Source organism: Streptomyces sp. RLA131 (genome assembly GCF_056270125.1).
Genome location: NZ_JBWDOQ010000002.1, coordinates 8,133,034 through 8,153,081, shown reverse-complemented (window position 1 = coordinate 8,153,081; position 20,048 = coordinate 8,133,034). Strand labels below are relative to the sequence as shown.

The following is a 20,048-nucleotide window of genomic DNA, read 5'->3' as shown; positions in this document are numbered from 1 at the left end:
GCGTCGGCCGACATGGCACCGACAGGCTGCCGACAGCCCGTGCCGGCGACAGCGGTCGTTGGCGAGGGCGAGGCACGGTTCGTCCCTGTTCTTCGTGCCCACCGGTGAACCATCGCGGTCAGAACACCAGGGTCCGATCGGCTCAGGCACGGCGCGCCTCGCCCTTGCGGGCGGCCACCGGTGGAGGATCGGTGGGGCGGCGGCTTCGGGACGGGCCGCCCCGGCAGCGCCCCACCGCGTGAAGAGGTCCGGCAATGAAACTGTTCGACGACCCGCTGTTCCGGTCCCCCGCCGACCGGGCACCGGAACTGATCAAGGACGACGCCCTCGGCCCCACTCCGACCGCGACGTGACCGCCGCTGCGAGCGGGGACGACGCGCCGGGCGGCGGCCGCTACGGCGAGGCCGTCTTCCGTCCCGAACGGGCGGGCGAGGGCGAGCGCATCGACTTCGGCGCCCTCGCCTACGACGGCATCACCATGGCACGGCTGCGGGCACTCGGGGTGGGCCCGGGGTGGCGCTGCCTCGACGTGGGTGCCGGCACGGGCACGGTCTCCCGCCGGCTGCTGGGCGAGGCCGGGGTGGCGAGTGTGCTCGCCGTCGACCGCGACGTACGTTTCCTCAGCGCGCGGCCCGTGCCCGGGCTCGACGTGCTGCAGGCCGACATCACTGCCCCGGACTTCGCCCCCGGCCGGTTCCGGCTCGTCCACGCGCGTTTCGTGCTCATGCACCTGCCCGAGCATGACCGCCTGATCACAGCACTGGCCGAACTGGTCACGCCCGGCGGTGTGCTGGTGCTCAGCGACGCGATCGACCTGACGAGCGACCGGATGCCGAGCACGCCGTACAGCGCGGCGATGCGGGCCATGTGGCAGGGACTGCGGGCCACCATCGGCACCGATGTCTCCTGGGTACCGTCCTACCCGCATCTGCTGCGTGGGGCGGGGCTCGTGTCCGTCGCCGCCGAGATCCATGTGCCGCCGCTGCTGCCGGGCAGTCCCATCAGCCGGTTCTGGGCGGACACCTGGGAGCGGAGCAGAGCGGCGATGCTCGCCACCGGCCTGGTCGACGGCACAGCCGTCGACACGGCGCTGCGGTACCTGGACTCCGACGAATGCGCCGCGCTGTCGGCCGGCATGCTCTCCGTCTGGGGACGCAAACCCGACGACGACCCGTGATGCCCCGCCCCGACCCGTCGGTTGTGACGCTCAGAGTGCCAACTCGGGCGCTCGCGACCGCGGAGTTCCCGGCACCCGACGCGACGCGTTGAACACCCACGATCGCCGCCCGGCCGGACGGCCGCCCGATCCCGTCGTCCCGGCGGACACTCGATCACGACACCGTCGCGTACAAGGCCTTCACCGGCCCCTCGTTCGACGCCGGTGCGGCCAACGGGCACGGCAACGCCCTGCCGGTGGCCGAGATCCTCGCCCCATCGCCCGTGCAGGCGCCCCCTCCCACCGTCGGCTCGCTCCTCAAGCCCGGCACCATCGGACGCGTCAACGGACTGCGTCCGCGGTGGGCATCGGATACCCGCTGCCCGACCGGCGCACCCCGTCATGGATCCCCGCAGGTCCGTTCGGACGGGTCAGCCCACGGGCGAAGTGGCGAAGTCGTGCCAGTACGCGGCTTTGCCGCTGGTCTGCTTGAGCAGCCGGGCCGGTTCGAGCGGGGCAGGCCAGAACTGCAGCAGATACCGGTCATCGGTCCGAGGCTCGTCGTCCTCCCGGACGTTCTTGCCGCTGCCGGCATCCATACCGGTGGCGGAGTACCGCACTCGGTAGTCGCGCACCTCCAGTCCCAACTCCCACCTGTTTTGCGCGTTCCATTGCCGCAGGTGGGTCTCCTCCGAAGCGGGCCGGAACGGAACCTCGACGATCTCCTCCCACGTCTCGTCCAGCGCGGGCCGGCTCTCATGCAGCTCGGCCGTGAAGTCGACGCCGCCGATACGCAGACCGGTCAGTAGCAACAGCATCCCGTGCTCCGCGCCCCCGCAGAGCCCGACACCCTCTTGCCCGGCGAAGGCGTCGTAAAGGTCGCAGTCGTCCCCGCCGCTCTCCACAAAGATCTGACCGTAGTCAACATGCACCTCGTCACTGACAAGCACCTTCATTGAATTCACTTTCACCTGGGCCGACTTGGTCGTTGATCCTGCCAGTCGGCACCGACAACGGTGCGGGCAGCGGCGGCTTCGACTGATGCCTGCGGCAGGTCACCAGGGTGGTGGCCGCCCAGGTGATCAGGCTCTGCGGGCGTCCAGCGGCAGTACACCGGCACCGCTGGGGCCCGTATTCCAATAAGTGCTCGGCAGAGGGGTGTTGGTGGGAGCCTGAGATATGACCCCGTGTCTGTCAGGCCGCGTTGCCGCTCGTGCTCTGCGGGCCAAGTTCGATCAGATCCTGCCGCACTTCGATGAGCGCCGCCGTCGGTTGTACCTGGCCAGTGAGGCGACGGCCCTCGGCCGCGGCGGGATCGTCCGGGTCGCCGCCGCCTCCGGCACCAGCACTGTAACCATCGCGCGAGGCATGGCCGAATTGGCCGGTTGCTCCTCACCGACCCTGCGGGTCCGGGCTCCAGGTGCAGGCCGCAAACGGCTGACAGATACCGACCCTGGTCTGCTGCCCGCGCTGGAGTCGCTGATCGAGCCGCACACCCGGGGCGACCCCGTCTCCCCGTTGCGGTGGACCACGCTGTCGTTACGGGCCCTGGCCTCGACCCTCACCACACACGGCCACCCGATCAGCGCTTCAACCGTCGGACACCTGCTGCACACCCTGGGCTACAGCCTGCAGGGAACCGCGAAGACAACAGAGGGCATCAGCCATCCGGACCGCGATGCCCAGTTCACCCACCTGAATGCCACCGCCGCCGCGTTCCTCAACGATGCCCAGCCGGTGATCAGCGTCGACACCAAGGCCAAGGAATGGCTCGGCAACCGGGACCGGCCCGGTCGCACCTGGCGGCCGGGCAGGAACGCGATCAAGGTGGACTGCCACACGTTCACCACCAACGACCAGCCCATGGCGATCCCCTACGGGATCTACGACATTGCCAACAACAGCGGATGGGTCAACGTCGGCACCGACCACGACACCGCCCAGTTCGCGGTGGAGTCCATCCGACGCTGGTGGCAGCACCGCGGACGGGCGGACCACCCGAATGCCGGCAGGCTCCTGATCACCGCCGACTCCGGCGGCTCCAACGACCCCCGCCGCTGGACCTGGAAAAGCAACCTTGCCGCCTTCGCACGAGAGAGCGGCCTGGAGATCACGGTCTGTCACCTACCGCCGGGGACTTCGAAGTGGAACAAGATAGAGCACCGGATGTTCTGTCACATCACCGCGAACTGGCGGGGGCGGCCGCTGACCAGCTACCAGGTCGTCCTCGAGACCATCGCCGCCACAACAACCAAGACCGGCCTGACCATCGGGGCCGAACTGGACACAGGCAACTACGACCTCGGCATCAGCGTCACACCCGCCGAGTTCCACGCCCTTGCGATCACACCCAGCCCCTTCCACGGTGACTGGAACTACACACTGTCTCCCGTTCCGCCGCGAGCGCCAGACGCGCCGGCAACGACACACCGGACCGACCCGGCCCTGACCGCGATGCTCACCGATCCGGCCCTGACCGGCATGTCACGAACCGCCTTCGAGTATTTGGTGGCGGTCTCGGAGCCTTTCTGGGACGCCATGGCCGAGGCGGCATTCCAGCGACGCTTCCACCGCCCGCGCAGCTACCGTCACCCGCAGACCAGCAGCGTGGACCACACCCACCGGCTCCTGGCAGCCATCCTGCGCCGCCGCAGAGCGGTGACCATGACGTTCCTGGCCCAACTACTGGGCGTCAACCGCACCAACCTGTCCATCCAGTACCAGGACGCAAAACGGCTCCTGGACCTGCACCGGATCCTCGTCACGCCGATACCCGGATCACCCGCCCGCACATTGGAACAGCTACACGCCCGAACAACCCCTGCGGAAACCCGTCGCTGACAGTTATTGGAATACGGGCCCCTGGACGGATCGAGAATGCCCAGGCGGGGTGCTCTTGCCTGCGCTTCCACGCGGGGACGGGCCCTGATGGCGTCAGCTCCCGAGCATGGCCACTAAGTCGCACTGGGGGGGACAGCCGCGAGGAACCGCGCCACCAGGTCTCGCGCCCACTGACTCGACGCGGGCTCCCCGGTGAAGATGGCGCGGTAGTAGAGCGGACCCAGGAGCGCGTCGATGGCGTGCCCCACGCCCGGTACGCTGCCGCCTCGTCCTCGTTCACGCTCGATGATCGCGCCGAGTTGGGCGTGCCGGTCGGCTGTGCAGGCGCCGCCGCCCGCCGGACCCGAGCCGATCGTGGCCCGCATCAGGGCGAGGACGTCGGGGTCGGCGAGGTCGGTGGCCACGTCACCCATCCACCGCTCCAGGTCACCGACGAGAGAGCCGGTGTCCGGCACCACGACGTCGCCACTGAACCGGCTGGTGGCGACATCGCCCAGAAGCTGGGCCATCGAACCCCAGCGCCGGTACACCGTGGTCGGGTGCACCCTGGCGCGTGCCGCGACGGCGGGGATGGTCAGCGCCTCCGCCGGATACCCGACGAGCAGCTCCCCGACAGCGCGGTGAACGGCCGCCCGCACCCGTGCGGAGCGGCCGCCGGGACGAGCCTGAGCTGTCGTTTCGGTCATAGGGAAATTATCGCACTCATCGCTGCGTTAGGGCTAGCGTAGTTAACGCAATGATCACTGCAATCGGAGCGATTATGCCTGACGCACCCACGCACTACGAGAAGACCCCACCGGCCCCGATCCCGACCCCGGCCCCGGCCCCGATCCCGATCCAGGTCCCGATCCGGGATGGCCCGCGGCGCGGATTCGCGCGGCGCGGGCTCAGCCGGCCGGCCGCCTTCGCCTCCGTCGCGGCCGTGTTCGTCCTGTTCATGGCCGCGTCGAGCGCGCCGTCCCCGCTCTACGTCATCTACCAGCACGAATGGAACTTCTCCGCGACCACGCTGACCACCGTCTTCGCGGTGTACGTCGTCGGCATGATCGCGGCACTCCTCGTGCTCGGGGCGCTGTCCGATCACATCGGCCGCCGACCGGTCCTGGCCTCGGCCATCGCCCTGGAAGCGGTGGCGATGGCATTGTTCGTCGTCGCCGGCGACGTCTCGATCCTCCTCACGGCCCGCTTCGTGCAAGGCGTCGCCACCGGTGCGGCCATGACCGCACTCGGCGCCACCCTCGTCGACCTCAACCCACCCCACGCGCCGCACCGCGCCGGCGTCATCACCGGTGCGGCCCCGACGTTCGGGCTGGGCCTGGGGGCCCTGGGCTGCGGAGTCCTGGCACAGTACGGACCGCACCCCACCCGACTGGTCTACCTGCTGCTCCTCGCGGGCCTGGTTCTGGCCGCACTGCTCATCGCCGTCCTGCCCGAGACGGCACAGCGCCGACCCGGCGCAGTACAGTCCCTTCAGCCGCGCCTGGGCGTCGCTCCGCGACTGCGCGCGGACCTGATCGGACTCGTGCCGATTCTCATGGCGAGCTGGGCCCTCGGAGGGCTCTACCTCTCCCTGGGACCGTCCGTTGCCGCCGGCGTGTTCGGCCTGTCCAGCCACCTGATCGGCGGGCTCGTGGTCACCCTGCTCTGCGCGCCCGCCTCGGTCACCGTGCTCGCACTGCGCGGCTGGCCGACCGAGCGAACCCTCGCCCTCGCCGCCACCCTGCTGCTGCTCGGAACGGCAGTGGGCCTGGCCGGGGTGGAGGCGAACTCGCTGATGACGGCCGCGCTCGGCACCGCCATCGCCGGAATCGGCTTCGGCGCCTCGGCTCTGGCCAGCTTCGGAACGCTGGCCCGGATCGCCGAGCCGGCGGAGCGGGGCGAACTCTTCGCGGTCGCGTTCGTCATCTCCTACCTGGCCTTCAGCATCCCCGCCGTAGCCGCCGGGCTCGCCGCCACACACGTGGGCCTGCACGAGACCTCGGTCGTCTACAGCGCGGCCGTCATCGGCTTCTGCGCCCTTGCGCTCGTCGCGCAGCGACTGCGCACCGGACGGGCCGGGAACGCCGGCCTCCGCGAGCGGCCGGCCGCGGCCCGGAGCTGAGAGCCCGCGACCGCGGCCGTTCCCGCGACGGCCCGGCCGCCCCGGACGCCCCGCCCCGCCCCGCCCCGCCCCGCACAGGCATCGCACAGGCATCGCACAGGCATCGCACAGGCACGATCCTCCTGTCGCCGATCCATTCCCGGATTCGATGGGACCACGGCCCCGGCACGCCTGGACGAGGCCGGGGCGCGGACGCCGCTCGATCCGGTCGTCGAACGCGGCAGTCGCTCCCGTGTCATTGGCTCGTCCCGATCGCCCCGATCGCCCTCCCACGGATATCGACCACGCGCAATTGCCCGCGGGGCCGAGGCCGATCCCGGTCATCCCGCTGAACGGTCAGGTCCCCGGGTGCCGAGCCCGGCCGAAAAGGGCAGGTTGAGCGCTGGCCGGAACCCGTCGGCTCCGCTGTGCGCCCGTTGGCAGGGTCCGTCGGCCGCGCCTAGGCTGAGGACGGAATGATTGCCCTGGGCAATCAAACGCATCATGTGCCCGCACCCGCCCCACGGAGGCGTACGACATGACGGACCACACGACCGCCACCCATCCCGCCTACCCCATCCCGCGCACCGGCTGCCCCATGGACCTTCCCCCGCTCCTCGGCGATCTGCGCGAGGAGGGGTCCGTGGCCCGCGTCACGCTGTGGGACGGCAGCCGTCCATGGCTGGTCACCCGGCACGCCGAGGCCCGCGAGGCCCTGCGCGACTCGCGCCTCAGCGCGGACATGCAACGCCCCGGCTTCCCGTTCGTGTCGCGGGCGACCGCACAGATCCTGAAGTCGGGGGCCAGGGCCTCCTTCATCCGCATGGACCCGCCCGAGCACGACCGCCAACGCCGCATGCTCACCCAGGAGTTCATGATCAAGCGGATGGCCGCGATGCGTCCCGACGTGGACCGCGTCGTCGACGCGCTCCTGGACGACCTGGTGGCCGCCGGGCCGCCCGCCGACCTGGTCGAGTCGTTCGCGCTGCCGCTGCCGTCCCTGGTCATCTGCCATCTGCTCGGCGTGCCGTACGAGGACCACGCGTTCTTCCAGGAGTGCAGCCGCGTGATGATCGACCAGACCTCGGAGCCGGACGCGGTAGGGGCCGCGCGTGAGCGGTTGCACGCGTACCTGGACCGGCTGGTGTCCGACAAGGCCGTACGCCCCACCGACGACCTCCTCAGCAGGCTGGTCGCCGATCAGGAACTGCCGGGCCACCTCCCGCACGACGACGTCGTCGGCATGGCCCTGCTGCTGCTCGTGGCCGGGCACGAGACCACGGCCAACATGACCACGCTGTCCGTCCTCAACCTGCTCCGCAATCCCGGCCAGTTGGCGCTGCTGCGCGAACGGCCCGAACTGCTCCCCGGCGCCGTGGAAGAACTGCTGCGGCACTAGACCATCGTGCAGACCGGAGTGGCTCGGGTGGCGGTGGAGGACCTGGACATCGGCGGCACGACGGTGAGGGCGGGTGAGGGCGTGCTGATCTCGATCGCGGCGGCCAACCGCGACGCCCGCGCCTTCTCCGACCCCGAGAGCCTCGACGTGACCCGCCCCGACGGCCGCCGGCACGTCTCCTTCGGCTTCGGCATCCACCAGTGCCTGGGCCAGCCTCTGGCCCGCATCGAACTGCGGTCCGCGCTGGCGGGCATCATCCGCAGGTTACCCGGCCTCCGGGTCACCGAGCCGCTGGAAGAGCTGGACTTCCGGCACCGCATGAGCGTGTACGGGCTCTTCGCCCTGGCGGTCGCATGGTGACCGGCATGCGCGTACGAACCGACCCCGAGAAGTGCTGCGGCTCGGGCCTGTGCGCCCTGGCCGTCCCGGAGATCTTCGACCAGTCCGAGCAGGACGGCCGCGTCCTGCTCCTCCAGGAGACCCCACCGGAACGGCTGACGACGGCGGTCCGGGAAGCGGCGTACTGCTGCCCGGCGGGCGCAATCACCCTGACGGCTCCGACCGTCCCGTAGAAGGCGAAGAAGCGGCAACGCCACCATCACCAAGGTGCCGGTCCGCTCACGTCTCCTGCTGCGGATCGGCGGACTGCCTGTCCCAGCCGTGGAAGAGCGATCGGTCACCGGCCTCCCAGGCCTTACGCAGACCGGGGGCGCTCAGGTCCCAGTCCGGGCGAATGTCCCGCGTGACCTCGCGCAGATCCCGCCACAGGTCGTGGACCGAAGGGCGTCCCCAGAACCAGTAGCCGTTGTAGACGCTGTGCACGATCAGGCCCGGTCTCAGTACGAGCGTGTGCGGGATCATCGGATCGTGCTCGGGGTCGGTGTACTCCTGGATGTCGAGGTCCCGCTGGACGATTCTTCCGGGATCGGACAGGAAGGGCCACTGGGCGCCGACGGAGAGGCGGAATTCCTGGAGCGTGTGATGCTCGTCGGTGGAGATCGTCGCCAGCTGCGTGTAGGCCACTGCGACCTTCGGTTGGAGCAGCGTCGCCATGTCCAGGTGCTGCTGGTGCTCCTTCGGGCAGTAGTGTCCGCGCGCCAGGGTGAGGACCAACGGGTCGCGGCCTTGCAACTCGCTGAGTGTGCGCATCGTTCCGGTGTGGTCGGGCAGCGCGAAGTCCGGGAAGACGCCGCCCTGGATGATGTCGGGACGCATGGGCTCAACCACCTTTCGTCGCCGGCGACAGCAAAGCAGCGCAGGTGTCCATGACGCTGTGGTGCCACTTGCTTCGAGCGGTCCGGTCGCGGGCGCCTGGGGCGCGGTGACGTCGATCTCGGAGAAGGCGGGGGATTTCGGGTCCGGGAACTCGGCCGTTTTTCAGTCTAGACACACGTTCGACTGGGTGCATGCGGACGGCCGCCGGCCGACCGCACCCCGACCGAGTTGGTCCCGGTGCGCGGCATGCGGAGGGAGCCTGCCCGGGCCCGCAGAAAGGGGCCCGGGCCGGCGAGCCCCACGCCCCTTGGCCTCCGGCAGTGCGAGTCAGCCGTAAATCGCTGGCGCGGCATCCGACCGCGGTGGATGATCCGCAGGGTCCGGGGCCGCCGCGAGCCCTCTCTTCCTGCTTGAGAGGAAGTTGTGATGACCGTTGCCGAGTCCAAGCCATCCGGATCCCGGCCCGAAGTCCGCGCGGCGGCCGGGAGGCTGCGCGGCAGCCGGGAGGCGGGGGTGGCGGTCTTCCGTGGCATCCCGTTCGCCGAGCCCCCGGTCGGCGTGTTGCGCTTCGCCGCGCCGCGACCGGTACGGGGCTGGAGCGGGGTGCGGGAGGCTCTCTCGTACGGCCCGCCGCCCCCGCAGGGCGGGCATTTCGGCATGGACGCGCTGTCGCAGGACGCGGCGGGCGACGACTGGCTGACGGTCAACGTCTGGTCGCCCGAGCCCGTCCCGGGCGCGGGGCTGCCGGTGATGGTGTGGATCCAGGGCGGCGCCTATGTGATCGGCATGTCCGGCCTTCCCGAGTACGACGGTGGCCGGCTCGCGCGGGAGGGTGGCGTCGTCGTGGTGACGTTCAACTACCGCGTGGGTATCGAGGGCTTCGCGCAGATCGAGGGGGCTCCCCCCAACCGGGGTCTGCTCGACCAGGTCGCCGCTCTCCAGTGGGTGCGCGACAACATCCGGGCCTTCGGCGGCGACCCTGACCGGGTCGCGGTTTTCGGCCAGTCGGCGGGTGGCGGATCAGTAGCCGCGCTGCTGGCGGTGGACCGTGCGGCCGGGCTCTTCCGCCGGGCCGTCGCGCAGAGCGCGCCGGGCACGTTCTTCTCGCCGGAGCTCGCCGCGGACATCACTGCCGCCTGCGCCGCCGAGCTGGGGCTGCGGCCCACGGTGGCCGACCTGTCCAGCGTTGCCCCGCGCCGGCTGTCCGCCGCCGCTGACACCGTCAGCGGCAAGATGGGCCAGTGGGCACAACGCTGGGGCCGGCCCGCGTACAGAACGATCCCCTTCTCGCCCGTCGTCGACGGCGAGGTCCTGGCCGTCACACCGTGGCAGGCCCTGGCCGACGGCGCCGGCCGCGACATCGAACTCCTCGTCGGCCACACGCGCGACGAGCACCGCCTGTTCACCGCCATCAACGGTCTGCTCGGTGAGGTGAGCGAGGAGCAGGCGGCGAACGCCCTCCATGTCTTCGCCCCCGGCCCGGACGGCGCGCGCCGCTACCGCGACGCCTTCCCGACCGCGGGCCCGGACGAGCTCTACGAACTGGTCCATTCCGACTGGCTGTTCCGCATGCCGTCGCTCCACCTCGCCGAGGCCCAGACGGCTGCCGGCGGCCGCGCGCACGTCTACGAGCTGACCTGGCCGGCCCCGGGCATGGGCGGCGCCCTCGGCGCCTGCCACGGCCTCGACGTACCACTCGTCTTCGGCAACCTGGACCGCGGCCAGCCTGCCATGCTGATCGGTGAAACACCCTCCCCGGAGGCAGAGGCCCTGTCCGCCCGCATGCGCGCCGCATGGACTTCGTTCGCCGCCCACGGCGACCCCGGCTGGCCCGCGTACGACACCGGTCAACGTCTCGTTCAGCGCTTCGACAGCCGGCCGGCTGTCACCGCCTACCCGGAAGAACCCTCCCGCCTGATCTGGCAGAGCCACACCTTCCCCGTGCTGCCGCTGATCAGCCGGTAGCGCCGAACGACCGTTGGCGCAGCGGAGCGCGGCGCGTTCGCTGACGCCGAGGACGGCGGCCGGGTGAAGGGCGTCGGGCCCGTGGCCGGTGTACTCCGCGAACCTTCCCGTCAAGCGGGCGGAATCCGGAGGGCAGGCACTTCGAAGACGAGTTCCCGACCGTCCTCCTCGTCCCACTGCTCTCCGACCTCAACGAAGCCGAAGCCAGAAGTGGTGGCCAGGGATGCCACGTTGTCCGGGCTGATCGTCGCCCGCACGGTCGTGACCGCGGGTTCGGCAACGGCCCGGCGCAGCAGCTCGATCAACATGGACCGGGCGTATCCCTGGCGGCGGAAGTCGGGAATGACGGAGTAGCCGATCTCGACCATGCCGACCTCGTCGGGCGGTCCGTGGAACCCGGCATGTCCAACGACGAGACCCTCGTCGCCGACGACCGCTTGCCGCACCATCCACCGCGCATGGCCGGGATCGGCGGCCATCTGGTCGAGCCGGAACCGCCAAAGCCACCGAGCTCTGTCGGTCACGAAGTACTCGGTCAGCGAAACCCCGGCCATCTTGCCGGCTTCGGACAGGTCTCCATCGAGCAGAGCGGACATCGTCCCGCCGGACAGCTCCACGAAACGGACGCGTTTCGGGCTCCGCGTGATTGGTCTCGGGTGATCGGCTTCATCTGTCACCTGCGGATACTCGCCGACTGCCCGAAGGGTGTCCAACGATTTCGAAACAGTCCGGCAACGAGCCTGCGCGACTCATCCACACCCCCGGTCCGGGGCCCGTCCGGGCCCTCCGGCGCAGCACGACACGTCGCTACGGACAGCTCTCGGCCCCGGGGCCGCCGCGGAAGACGCAGGTGCCCGGAACGCTTTGCGTTCCGGGCACCTGCGTGGGCGGCAGCCGCGAAGCTCCTGGGGAGTCGCGGGTCTCAGCGGTCTCAGGCCGCGGCCGTCGGGTTCACCGATTCGGCGGTGCGGCGGTGTTCGGCGTTGAGGCGCTGGGCTTCTTCGAGCTGGTCTTCGAGGATGACGATGCGGCAGGCGGCCTCGATGGGGGTCCCGTGGTCGACGAGTTCCCGGGCGCGGGCCGCGATGCGCAGCTGGTAGCGGGAGTAGCGGCGGTGGCCGCCTGCGGAGCGGAGCGGAGTGATCAGGCGGGCTTCGCCGATGGCGCGGAGGAAGCTCTGGGTGGTGCCGAGCATCTCGGCCGCCCGCCCCATCGTGTAGGCGGGGTAGTCGTCGTCGTCGAGACGGCCGTACGAGTCGTCTGCGGTCATCGCACCTCTCTGTGGAACATGCGTGGAGGGGCCCTGGTGCCATATCGCACCAGGGCCCCGAAGGAACTGCTACACCATCTGCCGGCCCTGATACTGCGCCGGCCTTCTGTTTCCGCAGACCCGACCGAGATGCTGTCGGATGTACGGGGATCGCGGTTGCTTGACCGGAGACCACCTCACTATCGATGTCCTGCGGTACCCGGGCTCAAGACTTCCGCCCGGGCGATCCTGATGGCGCCTCGCTCCTCCGTTCTTCCCTCTGGGAACAATCACTTACCGAACGGGCACTGCGTACTACTGGTGATGCGAACTGCTCAGCGGCCTGCCACAGCGCCACTCTTCGACAGCCAGCCCCGTCGCCCGTCCTGCGTCTGCTCTGGCTTGGAACCCCACTGCCGAACCTCCCGGTGCGCGCGCCCGCAGCCGACGCCTTCACCGAGGTGCTGCTCACTGACTTCCACTGCTGGGTACTGCGAACTGCACTTACCGGTACTACCACTGCTCTGACTGCTCTGACTGCGGTACTGCTCACGGCGGCCCCTGATCACTGCGGGCCACCCGGTCCGGTCGTCAGCCCCGTCGCCGTCCTGCGACAGCCCTGGCTTCGGAACTCCACCACCGCACCGTCCTGCGCACTGCGACTACAGATACAACTGCCCGGCAGTTCGTCTCTGCCAGGCCCTGCTCGATCTCGGCTACAAGAGAAACCATAACCACACCAGCGCCCAATGTCTACTCCAGCCACCATAGATTTTTGCGCGTTCGACAGAGAGGTAATCAACCTCGGACAGCGACACGGGCCGGGCACAGGGCGATCATCACGGTCCTGGGAGTGGGATGCCTCCAGGGCGGCGATTGCGCGGGCGGCGGTGTGGGCGAACTTGCCGACGAGTTCGGCGGCCATGCTCCGGACGTGCGGGTCGGGGTCACAGGCCAGGTGGCGCAGTGCGGGTTCCAGGCCCCGGCCCTTACGCCGGGAAGCCCGGTGAAGGGATTTCGTCTCCTCCGCCCCCGGGCGATGAGCCGACGGCCCGCCGCCAACAGGGAGTTGGCGGCGGGCCGTCCTGACTCTGGCACACGGGAGGCGGCCGCGCCGCCTCCGGCCAGGGGCGACAGCCGGTCGCGTCACGCCGGCGGTCGAGAGGCTGTGATCAACTCGCGTTCATGGTGCGATGCCGGTTCCCAGGTAGCGGCGTGCACCCATGCGGTGGCCGCGGACTGCCGAAGGAAGCCGCAACCACCTCGCCGGGCTCACTGCTTCGGCGCGTAGAAGGCGTAAGTGGCGGAGTAGGGGACACCGATCTGGTCGGAGCCGGTGCAGGAGGTGGTGGGGGCCAGGCCGCCGCGGGTGCGGAGGCGCTGGATGTAGGAGACGTCGCCGAACAGGCCGTTGCCGCGGGTGGCGGTGGCCTTGAGGAGGAGTTCGGGGACGGCGCCGTCGTGGGGGACGCTGGCCGCGACGGCGGCGTTGACGGCGCTTCCGTCCCGGGTGGAGATCCAGACGGGGCCACGGGAGCGGAGGGCCACGGGCTGCTTCGCACGGTCGCCCTTCTCCCACAGGGTGGCCGCGGGCTCCAGGAAGGTCCACGCGCCGTTGACGCAGGTGTAGGTCTGGACTCCCTTGGCGTCCAGGACCGCGATGCGCTGGTTGCCGTCCGGGACCTGGAGCGCGGCGGGGATGCCGGTCAGCGGCGGGAGCGGATGACCGGTGCCCGCGGCCTGGCCCGAGGTGGCCGTGGCCAGGAGGGCCGCGCCGGCGGTGGCCAGACAGGCGGCGGCGAGGGTGAGGCGTTTGACGAGTTTCATGGTGGTGATCTCCCGTTGCGTAATCGCTCTTCCGTGAGGTCGGTACGGGCGCGGCGACGAAACCACTCATCACCGGGGCGCATGAGAGGCGTGCTGGTCCGGTACGTGCCGTACGGGCGCGGCACGGCAGGTTGAGCCGGCCCGATCATCCGGGATGCCGTCGGAGGCGTTGACAGCGCCCAGCGCGCGAACCCGGATGGAACAGCGGGCTCACCCCGACTATTTGCGCAGGTCGGCGGGTATCTGGTGCTCCGCGTCGGGTACCGCGGCCGGGCGGTCGTGAACGCCGTCGGCGGGCCCTGGGCGTTCTGTCGCCTCGGAATGTGCCCGTGGTGCCAGGTACCGGGCGACGGCGGCGAGTGCCGCGAGCGACGCGGCGACGAGGAGCGGGTGCCCGACCAGCCATGTCTGGACGCTTTCGAAGGGGTCGGAGGACGTCAGTGTCGCGCGTTCGAGCATCCAGGACACCGAGAACAGCAGGCCGAGGAGAGCCACCGCGATGCGGAACGCGGGGTAGACGGCCGTACGGGCCAGGACGATCAGCGACGGCATGACCAGAGCGACGACGAGCAACTGGGTCAGCTCGATGCCCAGGTTGAAGCCCAGCAGGGTGGTGACGAGCGACCCTCGGCCGAGGCCGAGGTCGCCGATGAGGGTGGCGAACGCCAGGCCGTGGACCAGCCCGAATCCGCCGGCGATGAGCACCTCGCCGCGGGCCACCAGCGGCCGGAGCGCATGGACCGCGGACACCGCGATGGAGAGGGCGATCAGTGTCTCGACCGGCCGGGTCGGCAGGTCGATCACTCCGGCGCCCGCCAGCGCCAGGGTGAGTGAGTGGCCCACGGCGAACGCCGACACGACGTGCACAACACGGATGATGCTGCGACGTGCCGACGGGGCGGCGGTGGCGCGCCACCGGCCCCCGGCCGCCACCAGGGGGGCCGGGATGAGCAGCATGAGCAGGAACAGCAGATGGTCGGCGCCCTCGCCGATGTGCTCGATACCGAGACCGGCGGTGGTGGCGAAGCCCCGCACCCACGAGCCCCCGCCGGCGGGGACCCGCAGACTCTTGGTGTCCCAGTCGAAGACGCCGAGGGTCTTGGCGTCTTCGGCCTTCAGGACGCCGCGGCCGAAGTCGTACCGGACGGTGACGATGATCCGGTGGGTGAGCAGTTCCTCGACGATGACGTCGTAGCGCAGGTCGAAGTCGGTGACATGTCCGTCGGGCGGACGGATCGTCAGCGGGTAGACGAGGTGAGCCGAACCGTCGATCGTCCGGACCGACGCCGTGCCGAGCGCGACGGTCCAGGACGTGCCGTTCTCGCCGGCGGCGCTGATGTGCCGCGCGGCGTAGCGTTTCAGGAACGCTTGGTCGGCGCCGAGGACGCTGTCGCGGGTGAGGTCGCGTCCCACGGCGATCGCCAGGCGGTCGACGGGCAGTTGCACCTCCCCCTCGACCCGGTCCTCGTGGATGTCGAGGAGGACGGCCGAGGTGCTCATCGGGTGGGCGCCGGCCGGCGGCACGAAGCCGCCGGCCAGCATCAGTGCCGTGAGCACGAGTACGGGCAGGAGACGGCGCACGGCGGACATCACTCGCTCGTCATTCCCAGCCGTAGTCGGCGGTCTCGTCACGGAAGATCGTGTGCTGGTGGATTCCGTCGGTCGAGGCGCCGGGCTGGTTGGAGAACTCGACCCAGGCGGACGGTCCGTCGAGACGGACGTACGTCTGGTCGTTGTCGAGCGTCGTCCCACCGCTCCAGCCGATGTACGTCCGGTCGTACTCGGAGACGTACTTGGCAAGGAGCCGCCTGGCGGCCCTCTCGTCCAGGTCGTCGACCCAGGCCTTCAGCATCGCGGTGACCTTGGCCCGCTGCTTCTTGGTGAGGCTGCTGACGAGGACGCCCTCGGGCTGTTCCGGGAAGGGGCCGTCGTGGCCGGGGCCCAGGTACAGGTCGTCGAAGCTTCCGTCGATCTCGGCCGCGGTCAGCTCGTCGGCGGTGAGTGCCTGGATGGCTCCGATGGTGGAGGTCCGCTTGTCCTCCAGCGGGGCGTAGTACAGGTCCTCCCAGTTGAACTCCATCGGCTCCACGGCGGTCAGGGTGGGCGAGATGCTCACGTTCCTGCCGGCGTAGGTGATGTTGTACGCCGCGTGGTGGCCGCCGTACTGGACGGTGAACTCCCCGGTCCTGCTGGGCAGGCCGAAGAAGGAGATGTAGTACCACTCGGAGCCGAAGTTGGCGCCTCCGCCGCCGCCGGGAGGGCGGCCGCCTCCGGTCGGTGTGGCGGTCGGTGTGCCGGTCGGGGAGGCGGGCGGGGAGGCGGGCGTGCGGGGAGGCAGCGAGGCGAGGTAGTCGTCGGCCTTGCGGATCTCGACGAGCTCCTCGTAGCCCTTCTTGCTGAGGGCCGCCTCCATGACCTTCAGGGCCGCGGCCTCCTGCTCGTCGGTGAGGTCGCCGAGCTTGAGGCCGTTGCGCGCCACGACGGGGGTCGGGAAGTTCGACCAGCCGGTCTTCTTGGCAGCGTCGTCGAAGTCGTAGAGGACGGTGTCCTTCTGCTCGTCGGAGAGCGTCGCGAGGAAGGCGTTGGCGGCGGCCACGACCTGGGCGGTGTTCGCCCCGCCGGCGCCGGCACGGTTCGCGGCGGCCGGGATCGCCTGCCGGGGCGCCAGCGCCGCCGACGAGGACGCCGCGCCGACAGCGGCGCAGCCGCTGACGCCGAGGCCGAGGCACACGGCGAGGGCCACGGCGGGGCGTACGAGTGCCCGCCTGCGCCCCTGCGTGCGCGACGGCGACCCGGACGCGGTGGAGACGGCGGCAGGTTGGGTGAGGGACGACATGGGACTCCTGTGGGGGGAGCGGGGACAGAAGCCCTCATGGTGGGCGCGCAGTCTCAATGTTCGGCAGGAGCCAGTCCGGAATTCGATGAGAACTGAGTCCGGTGGCGGCCGAGTGCCAGGGGGTACGGCGGACGGCGTACTCCGGACCGGTGCGCTGGGCGTGTGCCATCATGCGGGGGTGCCGGATCGTGTCCTCATCGCCGACGACGATCGTTCGGTCCGCGAATCGCTCGCGCGGGCACTGGAGTTGGAGGGGTACGAGGTCGTCACCGCCGTCGACGGGGTGGAGGCGCTGACCCGGGCCCGTCGGGACTCCTTCAGCGCGCTGGTCGTCGATGTGATGATGCCCTATGTCGACGGCGTGGCCGTGTGCCGCGTGTTACGTGCCGACGGTGACCGCACACCGGTGCTGATGCTCACCGCGCGGGCCGCGATCCCGGACCGGGTCGCCGGCCTGGACGCGGGCGCCGACGACTATCTGCCCAAACCCTTCGAAGTGACCGAACTGCTGGCGCGCTTACGGGCGTTACTGCGCCGGTCCCCGTCGGCGCCCGAGCCCGCACCGGAAACCGGGGAGGCGGACGCAGCCGGTGCCGTGCTGCGGATCGCCTCGCTGCGCATCGCCCCGGCCGCCCGGCGCGTGTGGTGGGGCGAGAAGGAACTGCGTTTCACAAGAACCGAGTTCGACCTGCTGGAGCTCCTGGTGCGCAACGAGGGACTCGTACTGGACCACCCGACGGTCTACCGGCAGGTCTGGGGTGCTGACGCCGGCGTGGACGCCAAGAACCTGGCGGGCTACATCGGTTATCTGCGGCGCAAGCTCGCCGAGGCCGGAGCGCCTGACCTGATCCACACGGTGCGTGGCGTGGGCTACGCGGCGCGGCGGCCATGAGCCTGCGCTCGCGGTTCGCGCTCGCCTTCGCGGCCGTCGGCGCCGTGGTAGCGGCACTGGTCGGTGTGCTGAGCTACCAGGCCGCCTCCGACCGCGTCCTCGCGGAGATCGACCGGACGCTGCGGTCCGGCACGGTGGCCCTGGCACACGCTCAGGCAGAGGAACTGGCCCTTTCCGACGCGGTCGCACAGGGCCCGGATCTCTTTCCCGGGCCGGACCGGCCCGGCCCGGGGGACGAGGACGAGCGGCTGCTGATCCTGCAGGCCGTGGCCCGTGACGGCACACCCACCCATCTCGGCGGCCCGTTCGTGATGCTGCAGGTGTCGGACACCGCGAAGGTCCTGGCCGCCTCCGGCGAATCCGGGCAGTCGGACACCACCGAGATCGTCGTGGGCGGCCACACCTACCGCCAGCTGACCACCGCGCTGGGTGGGGACCGCGGGGCCCTGCAGGTCGCCGTACAGGTCGACCAGACGCACTACGTGCTGGGCGGCATGGCCAGGGAGATCGAGGGGGCCAGCTTCGTGGTCATGCTCGTCGCAGCCGGGGCGGGCCGACTGCTCGCGGGGCGCATCACCCGGCGCCTGGTACGGCTGGCCGGGGTCGCCGAGGAGGTCAGCGCCGACGGCCGAGTGGACTCCGACGGAGCGGGGGGCCTGGTGGGCGGACGCGACGAGGTCGGACGGCTCTCCGCGTCGTTCAGCAGGATGCTCGCCCGTATTGTCGCCGCCCGCGAGGCCCAGGAAAGGCTGGTGCACGACGCCGCCCACGAGCTGCGGACCCCGCTGACCAGCCTGCGTACCAACGCCACCGTGCTGCGCCGCGTCACCGAGCTTTCCCCGGACGCCCGCAACCGGCTCCTCGACGACGTCGAGGGCGAGACGCGTGAGCTCAGTCACCTGGTTGACGAGCTCGTCGAGCTGGCCCTGGCCCGTACCCACGAGGAGGCCGAGGAGCCCGTGGAACTGGCCGCGGTGGCCCGCCGCGCCGCGCGGCGCGTGTATCGGCGTACGGGCCGCCTGGTCCACATCGACGCCGACGACTCCGTGGTCCGCGGCCGCCCGCAAGGACTCGAACGCGCGGTGGGCAATCTGCTGGAGAACGCCGCCAAGTTCGACCCCGACGGCAGCGAGCCCATCGAGGTGCGCATCGAGCAGGGTACGGTCACCGTCTCCGACCGCGGACGGGGCATCGACGCCAACGACACCGGGCGTGTCTTCGACCGGTTCTACCGGGCCGACACCGCCCGCGGTCTGCCCGGGTCCGGGCTCGGCCTCGCCATCGTCCGCGACATCGCCGAGACCCACGGCGGCACCGTGTTCGCGGGTGCACGAGCGGGCGGCGGGGCCGCGATCGGCTTCAGCGTGGACGGATCGCGCCTCTTGCCCGGCGCCTGAGCGCAGCCGACCGGCGGCCCCGAGAAGGCCGGGAAGTGCTCGGCCTCGTGCTCACGGCGGCCGGGTCGTAGCGGAGGGTGAAGCTCTCCCCGGAAGAAGGGGCGGCCGAATCCGATCGGCGACTAGGTCCTGTCTGGAGTTCGGATCAGGAGTTCGGTAGATCGCCTGCGCGCGAGGGCTCGGTCTTGATAGGCCGTCAGTCATGGCGCGAGGCGATCTCACCGAAGAGCAGTGGGCCCTGATCGAGCCCCATCTCCCGATTGCCGCGGTTGGGCCCATCCCTGACCTGCGGAAACACTTCAACGCGGTGATGTGGCGGTTCCGGACCGGTAGCCCCTGGCGTGACCTGCCGACCGAGTTCGGGCCCTGGCCGAGCGCGTACGACCGCTTCCGGATCTGGGCGACGCGGGGTGTTTTCCAGGATCTGATGCAAACAGTGATCGCCGAGGCCGCCGCCCGCGGCCAGGCCGACCTGGGCCTGGTCAGCGTGGACTCTGCGACCGCCCGGGCCCACCATCACGCCGCCGGGATGGCCCTGGACCCCGAGCAGTTGGCGGCCTTGGAAATGGCCGTCGAGGCCGAAAAGGGGGCGATGGCAAGGCGCAAAGAACGCAGGACGGACAGGCCGAGGATGAGGCGCGCGTCGAGCGGCGACGGGTCCGCCGACGACACCGAGCCCGCTTGAAAGCCGCCGAGCTGGGGCGTTCCCGGGGCGGACTGACGAGCAAGATCCATGTGGCGGCTGACCGACGCTGTCGCCCGCTTGCGTTCGTCCTCACGCCCGGGCAGGCCGGCGACAGTCCGCAGTTCGCCCCGGTCCTGGAACGGGTGAAGGTGCGCGGCCCGATCGGGCGCCCGCGGACCCGGCCGGATGCGGTGGCCGCGGACAAGGCGTACTCGTCCCGACGCAACCGCCACTACCTGCGACGACGCGGGATCCGAGCCGTGATCCCGGAGAAGGTCGACCAGGCCGCGAACCGCAAGAAGCGTGGCAGCGCTGGCGGTCGGCCAGTCTCACACGACGCGACACTCTACAAAGAGCGCAACACCGTGGAACGGTGCATCAACCGGCTGCGGAACTGGCGCGGTATCGCTACCCGGTACGACAAGACCCCGGAGAGCTACGAGGCCGGACTGCACCTGTGTGGTGCGATGCTCTGGCTCCGCAGCATCGCACCACACTCGTGATCC

17 protein-coding genes and 2 pseudogenes are annotated in these 20,048 nt (G+C 70.5%); 10 read left to right on the top strand and 9 right to left on the bottom strand.

Annotated elements, in window-relative coordinates; all coding sequences use genetic code 11:
• Nucleotides 1-349: 349 nt before the first annotated feature.
• Nucleotides 350-1,177 carry a class I SAM-dependent methyltransferase gene (locus RWE79_RS37870; RefSeq protein WP_475945109.1) on the top strand — a complete coding sequence of 276 codons (828 nt, stop codon included), beginning with the start codon at nt 350-352 and terminating at the stop codon, nt 1,175-1,177.
• A gap of 410 nt (nt 1,178-1,587) precedes the next feature.
• Here the strand turns inward: RWE79_RS37870 and RWE79_RS37865 are convergent, their stop codons facing one another.
• Entirely contained in the window at nt 1,588-2,112 is a 525-nt protein-coding gene (locus RWE79_RS37865; RefSeq protein WP_475945107.1) for a hypothetical protein, read from the bottom strand.
• Nucleotides 2,113-2,335: 223 nt separating this feature from the next.
• Between RWE79_RS37865 and RWE79_RS37860 the strand changes: the two are divergent.
• Nucleotides 2,336-4,017 (top strand): annotated as a pseudogene (locus tag RWE79_RS37860) (ISAzo13 family transposase); the annotation flags it as partial.
• A 93-nt stretch (nt 4,018-4,110) separates the two neighbouring features.
• Here the strand turns inward: RWE79_RS37860 and RWE79_RS37855 are convergent.
• Nucleotides 4,111-4,683 (bottom strand): TetR-like C-terminal domain-containing protein, encoded by a 573-nt coding sequence (locus RWE79_RS37855; RefSeq protein WP_475945105.1) that lies wholly within the window; start codon nt 4,681-4,683, stop codon nt 4,111-4,113.
• Nucleotides 4,684-4,757: 74 nt separating this feature from the next.
• Here RWE79_RS37855 and RWE79_RS37850 point away from each other — a divergent pair, with 74 nt between their 5' ends.
• From RWE79_RS37850 to RWE79_RS37835, 4 genes are all read left to right on the top strand, one after another.
• Nucleotides 4,758-6,098 (top strand): MFS transporter, encoded by a 1,341-nt coding sequence (locus tag RWE79_RS37850; RefSeq protein WP_475945103.1) that lies wholly within the window; start codon nt 4,758-4,760, stop codon nt 6,096-6,098.
• Nucleotides 6,099-6,615: 517 nt separating this feature from the next.
• Nucleotides 6,616-7,476, top strand: coding sequence for a cytochrome P450 family protein (locus RWE79_RS37845; RefSeq protein WP_475945101.1), 861 nt, complete (start codon nt 6,616-6,618; stop codon nt 7,474-7,476).
• Between the two features lie 6 nt (nt 7,477-7,482).
• Nucleotides 7,483-7,836 carry a cytochrome P450 gene (locus RWE79_RS37840; RefSeq protein WP_475945099.1) on the top strand — a complete coding sequence of 118 codons (354 nt, stop codon included), beginning with the start codon at nt 7,483-7,485 and terminating at the stop codon, nt 7,834-7,836.
• 5 nt (nt 7,837-7,841) lie between these two features.
• On the top strand, nt 7,842-8,048 hold the full coding sequence (locus RWE79_RS37835; RefSeq protein ID WP_475945096.1) for a ferredoxin: 207 nt from the start codon (nt 7,842-7,844) through the stop codon (nt 8,046-8,048).
• Between the two features lie 46 nt (nt 8,049-8,094).
• Here the strand turns inward: RWE79_RS37835 and RWE79_RS37830 are convergent, their stop codons facing one another.
• Entirely contained in the window at nt 8,095-8,691 is a 597-nt protein-coding gene (locus RWE79_RS37830; RefSeq protein WP_475945094.1) for a redoxin domain-containing protein, read from the bottom strand.
• Between the two features lie 426 nt (nt 8,692-9,117).
• Here RWE79_RS37830 and RWE79_RS37825 point away from each other — a divergent pair, with 426 nt between their 5' ends.
• The gene (locus RWE79_RS37825; protein WP_475945092.1) at nt 9,118-10,656 is read left to right on the top strand and encodes a carboxylesterase/lipase family protein; all 1,539 of its coding nucleotides are present in this window, start codon (nt 9,118-9,120) and stop codon (nt 10,654-10,656) included.
• Between the two features lie 110 nt (nt 10,657-10,766).
• Here RWE79_RS37825 and RWE79_RS37820 read toward each other — a convergent pair whose 3' ends face one another.
• The 6 genes from RWE79_RS37820 to RWE79_RS37795 form a co-directional block, all read right to left on the bottom strand.
• Nucleotides 10,767-11,252 (bottom strand): GNAT family N-acetyltransferase, encoded by a 486-nt coding sequence (locus tag RWE79_RS37820; protein WP_475946368.1) that lies wholly within the window; start codon nt 11,250-11,252, stop codon nt 10,767-10,769.
• 335 nt (nt 11,253-11,587) lie between these two features.
• Nucleotides 11,588-11,926 (bottom strand): helix-turn-helix domain-containing protein, encoded by a 339-nt coding sequence (locus RWE79_RS37815; protein WP_475945090.1) that lies wholly within the window; start codon nt 11,924-11,926, stop codon nt 11,588-11,590.
• Between the two features lie 544 nt (nt 11,927-12,470).
• Nucleotides 12,471-13,055, bottom strand: a complete 585-nt coding sequence (locus tag RWE79_RS37810) for a HEAT repeat domain-containing protein (protein WP_475945088.1) — start codon at nt 13,053-13,055, stop codon at nt 12,471-12,473.
• A 122-nt stretch (nt 13,056-13,177) separates the two neighbouring features.
• On the bottom strand, nt 13,178-13,732 hold the full coding sequence (locus tag RWE79_RS37805) for a DUF3455 domain-containing protein (RefSeq protein ID WP_475945086.1): 555 nt from the start codon (nt 13,730-13,732) through the stop codon (nt 13,178-13,180).
• A gap of 219 nt (nt 13,733-13,951) precedes the next feature.
• Nucleotides 13,952-15,322, bottom strand: coding sequence for a HupE/UreJ family protein (locus RWE79_RS37800; RefSeq protein WP_475945084.1), 1,371 nt, complete (start codon nt 15,320-15,322; stop codon nt 13,952-13,954).
• A gap of 10 nt (nt 15,323-15,332) precedes the next feature.
• The gene (locus RWE79_RS37795; protein WP_475945082.1) at nt 15,333-16,568 is read right to left on the bottom strand and encodes a DUF3500 domain-containing protein; all 1,236 of its coding nucleotides are present in this window, start codon (nt 16,566-16,568) and stop codon (nt 15,333-15,335) included.
• A 178-nt stretch (nt 16,569-16,746) separates the two neighbouring features.
• Between RWE79_RS37795 and RWE79_RS37790 the strand changes: the two genes are divergently transcribed.
• From RWE79_RS37790 to RWE79_RS37780, 3 genes and pseudogenes are all read left to right on the top strand, one after another.
• Nucleotides 16,747-17,460 carry a response regulator transcription factor gene (locus RWE79_RS37790; RefSeq protein ID WP_475945080.1) on the top strand — a complete coding sequence of 238 codons (714 nt, stop codon included), beginning with the start codon at nt 16,747-16,749 and terminating at the stop codon, nt 17,458-17,460.
• On the top strand, nt 17,457-18,857 hold the full coding sequence (locus RWE79_RS37785) for a sensor histidine kinase (RefSeq protein ID WP_475945078.1): 1,401 nt from the start codon (nt 17,457-17,459) through the stop codon (nt 18,855-18,857). Before RWE79_RS37790 ends, RWE79_RS37785 begins: the two co-directional genes overlap by 4 nt.
• Nucleotides 18,858-19,059: 202 nt before the next feature.
• Nucleotides 19,060-20,045, top strand: a pseudogene (locus RWE79_RS37780) (IS5 family transposase).
• The last annotated feature ends 3 nt before the right edge of the window (nt 20,046-20,048 follow it).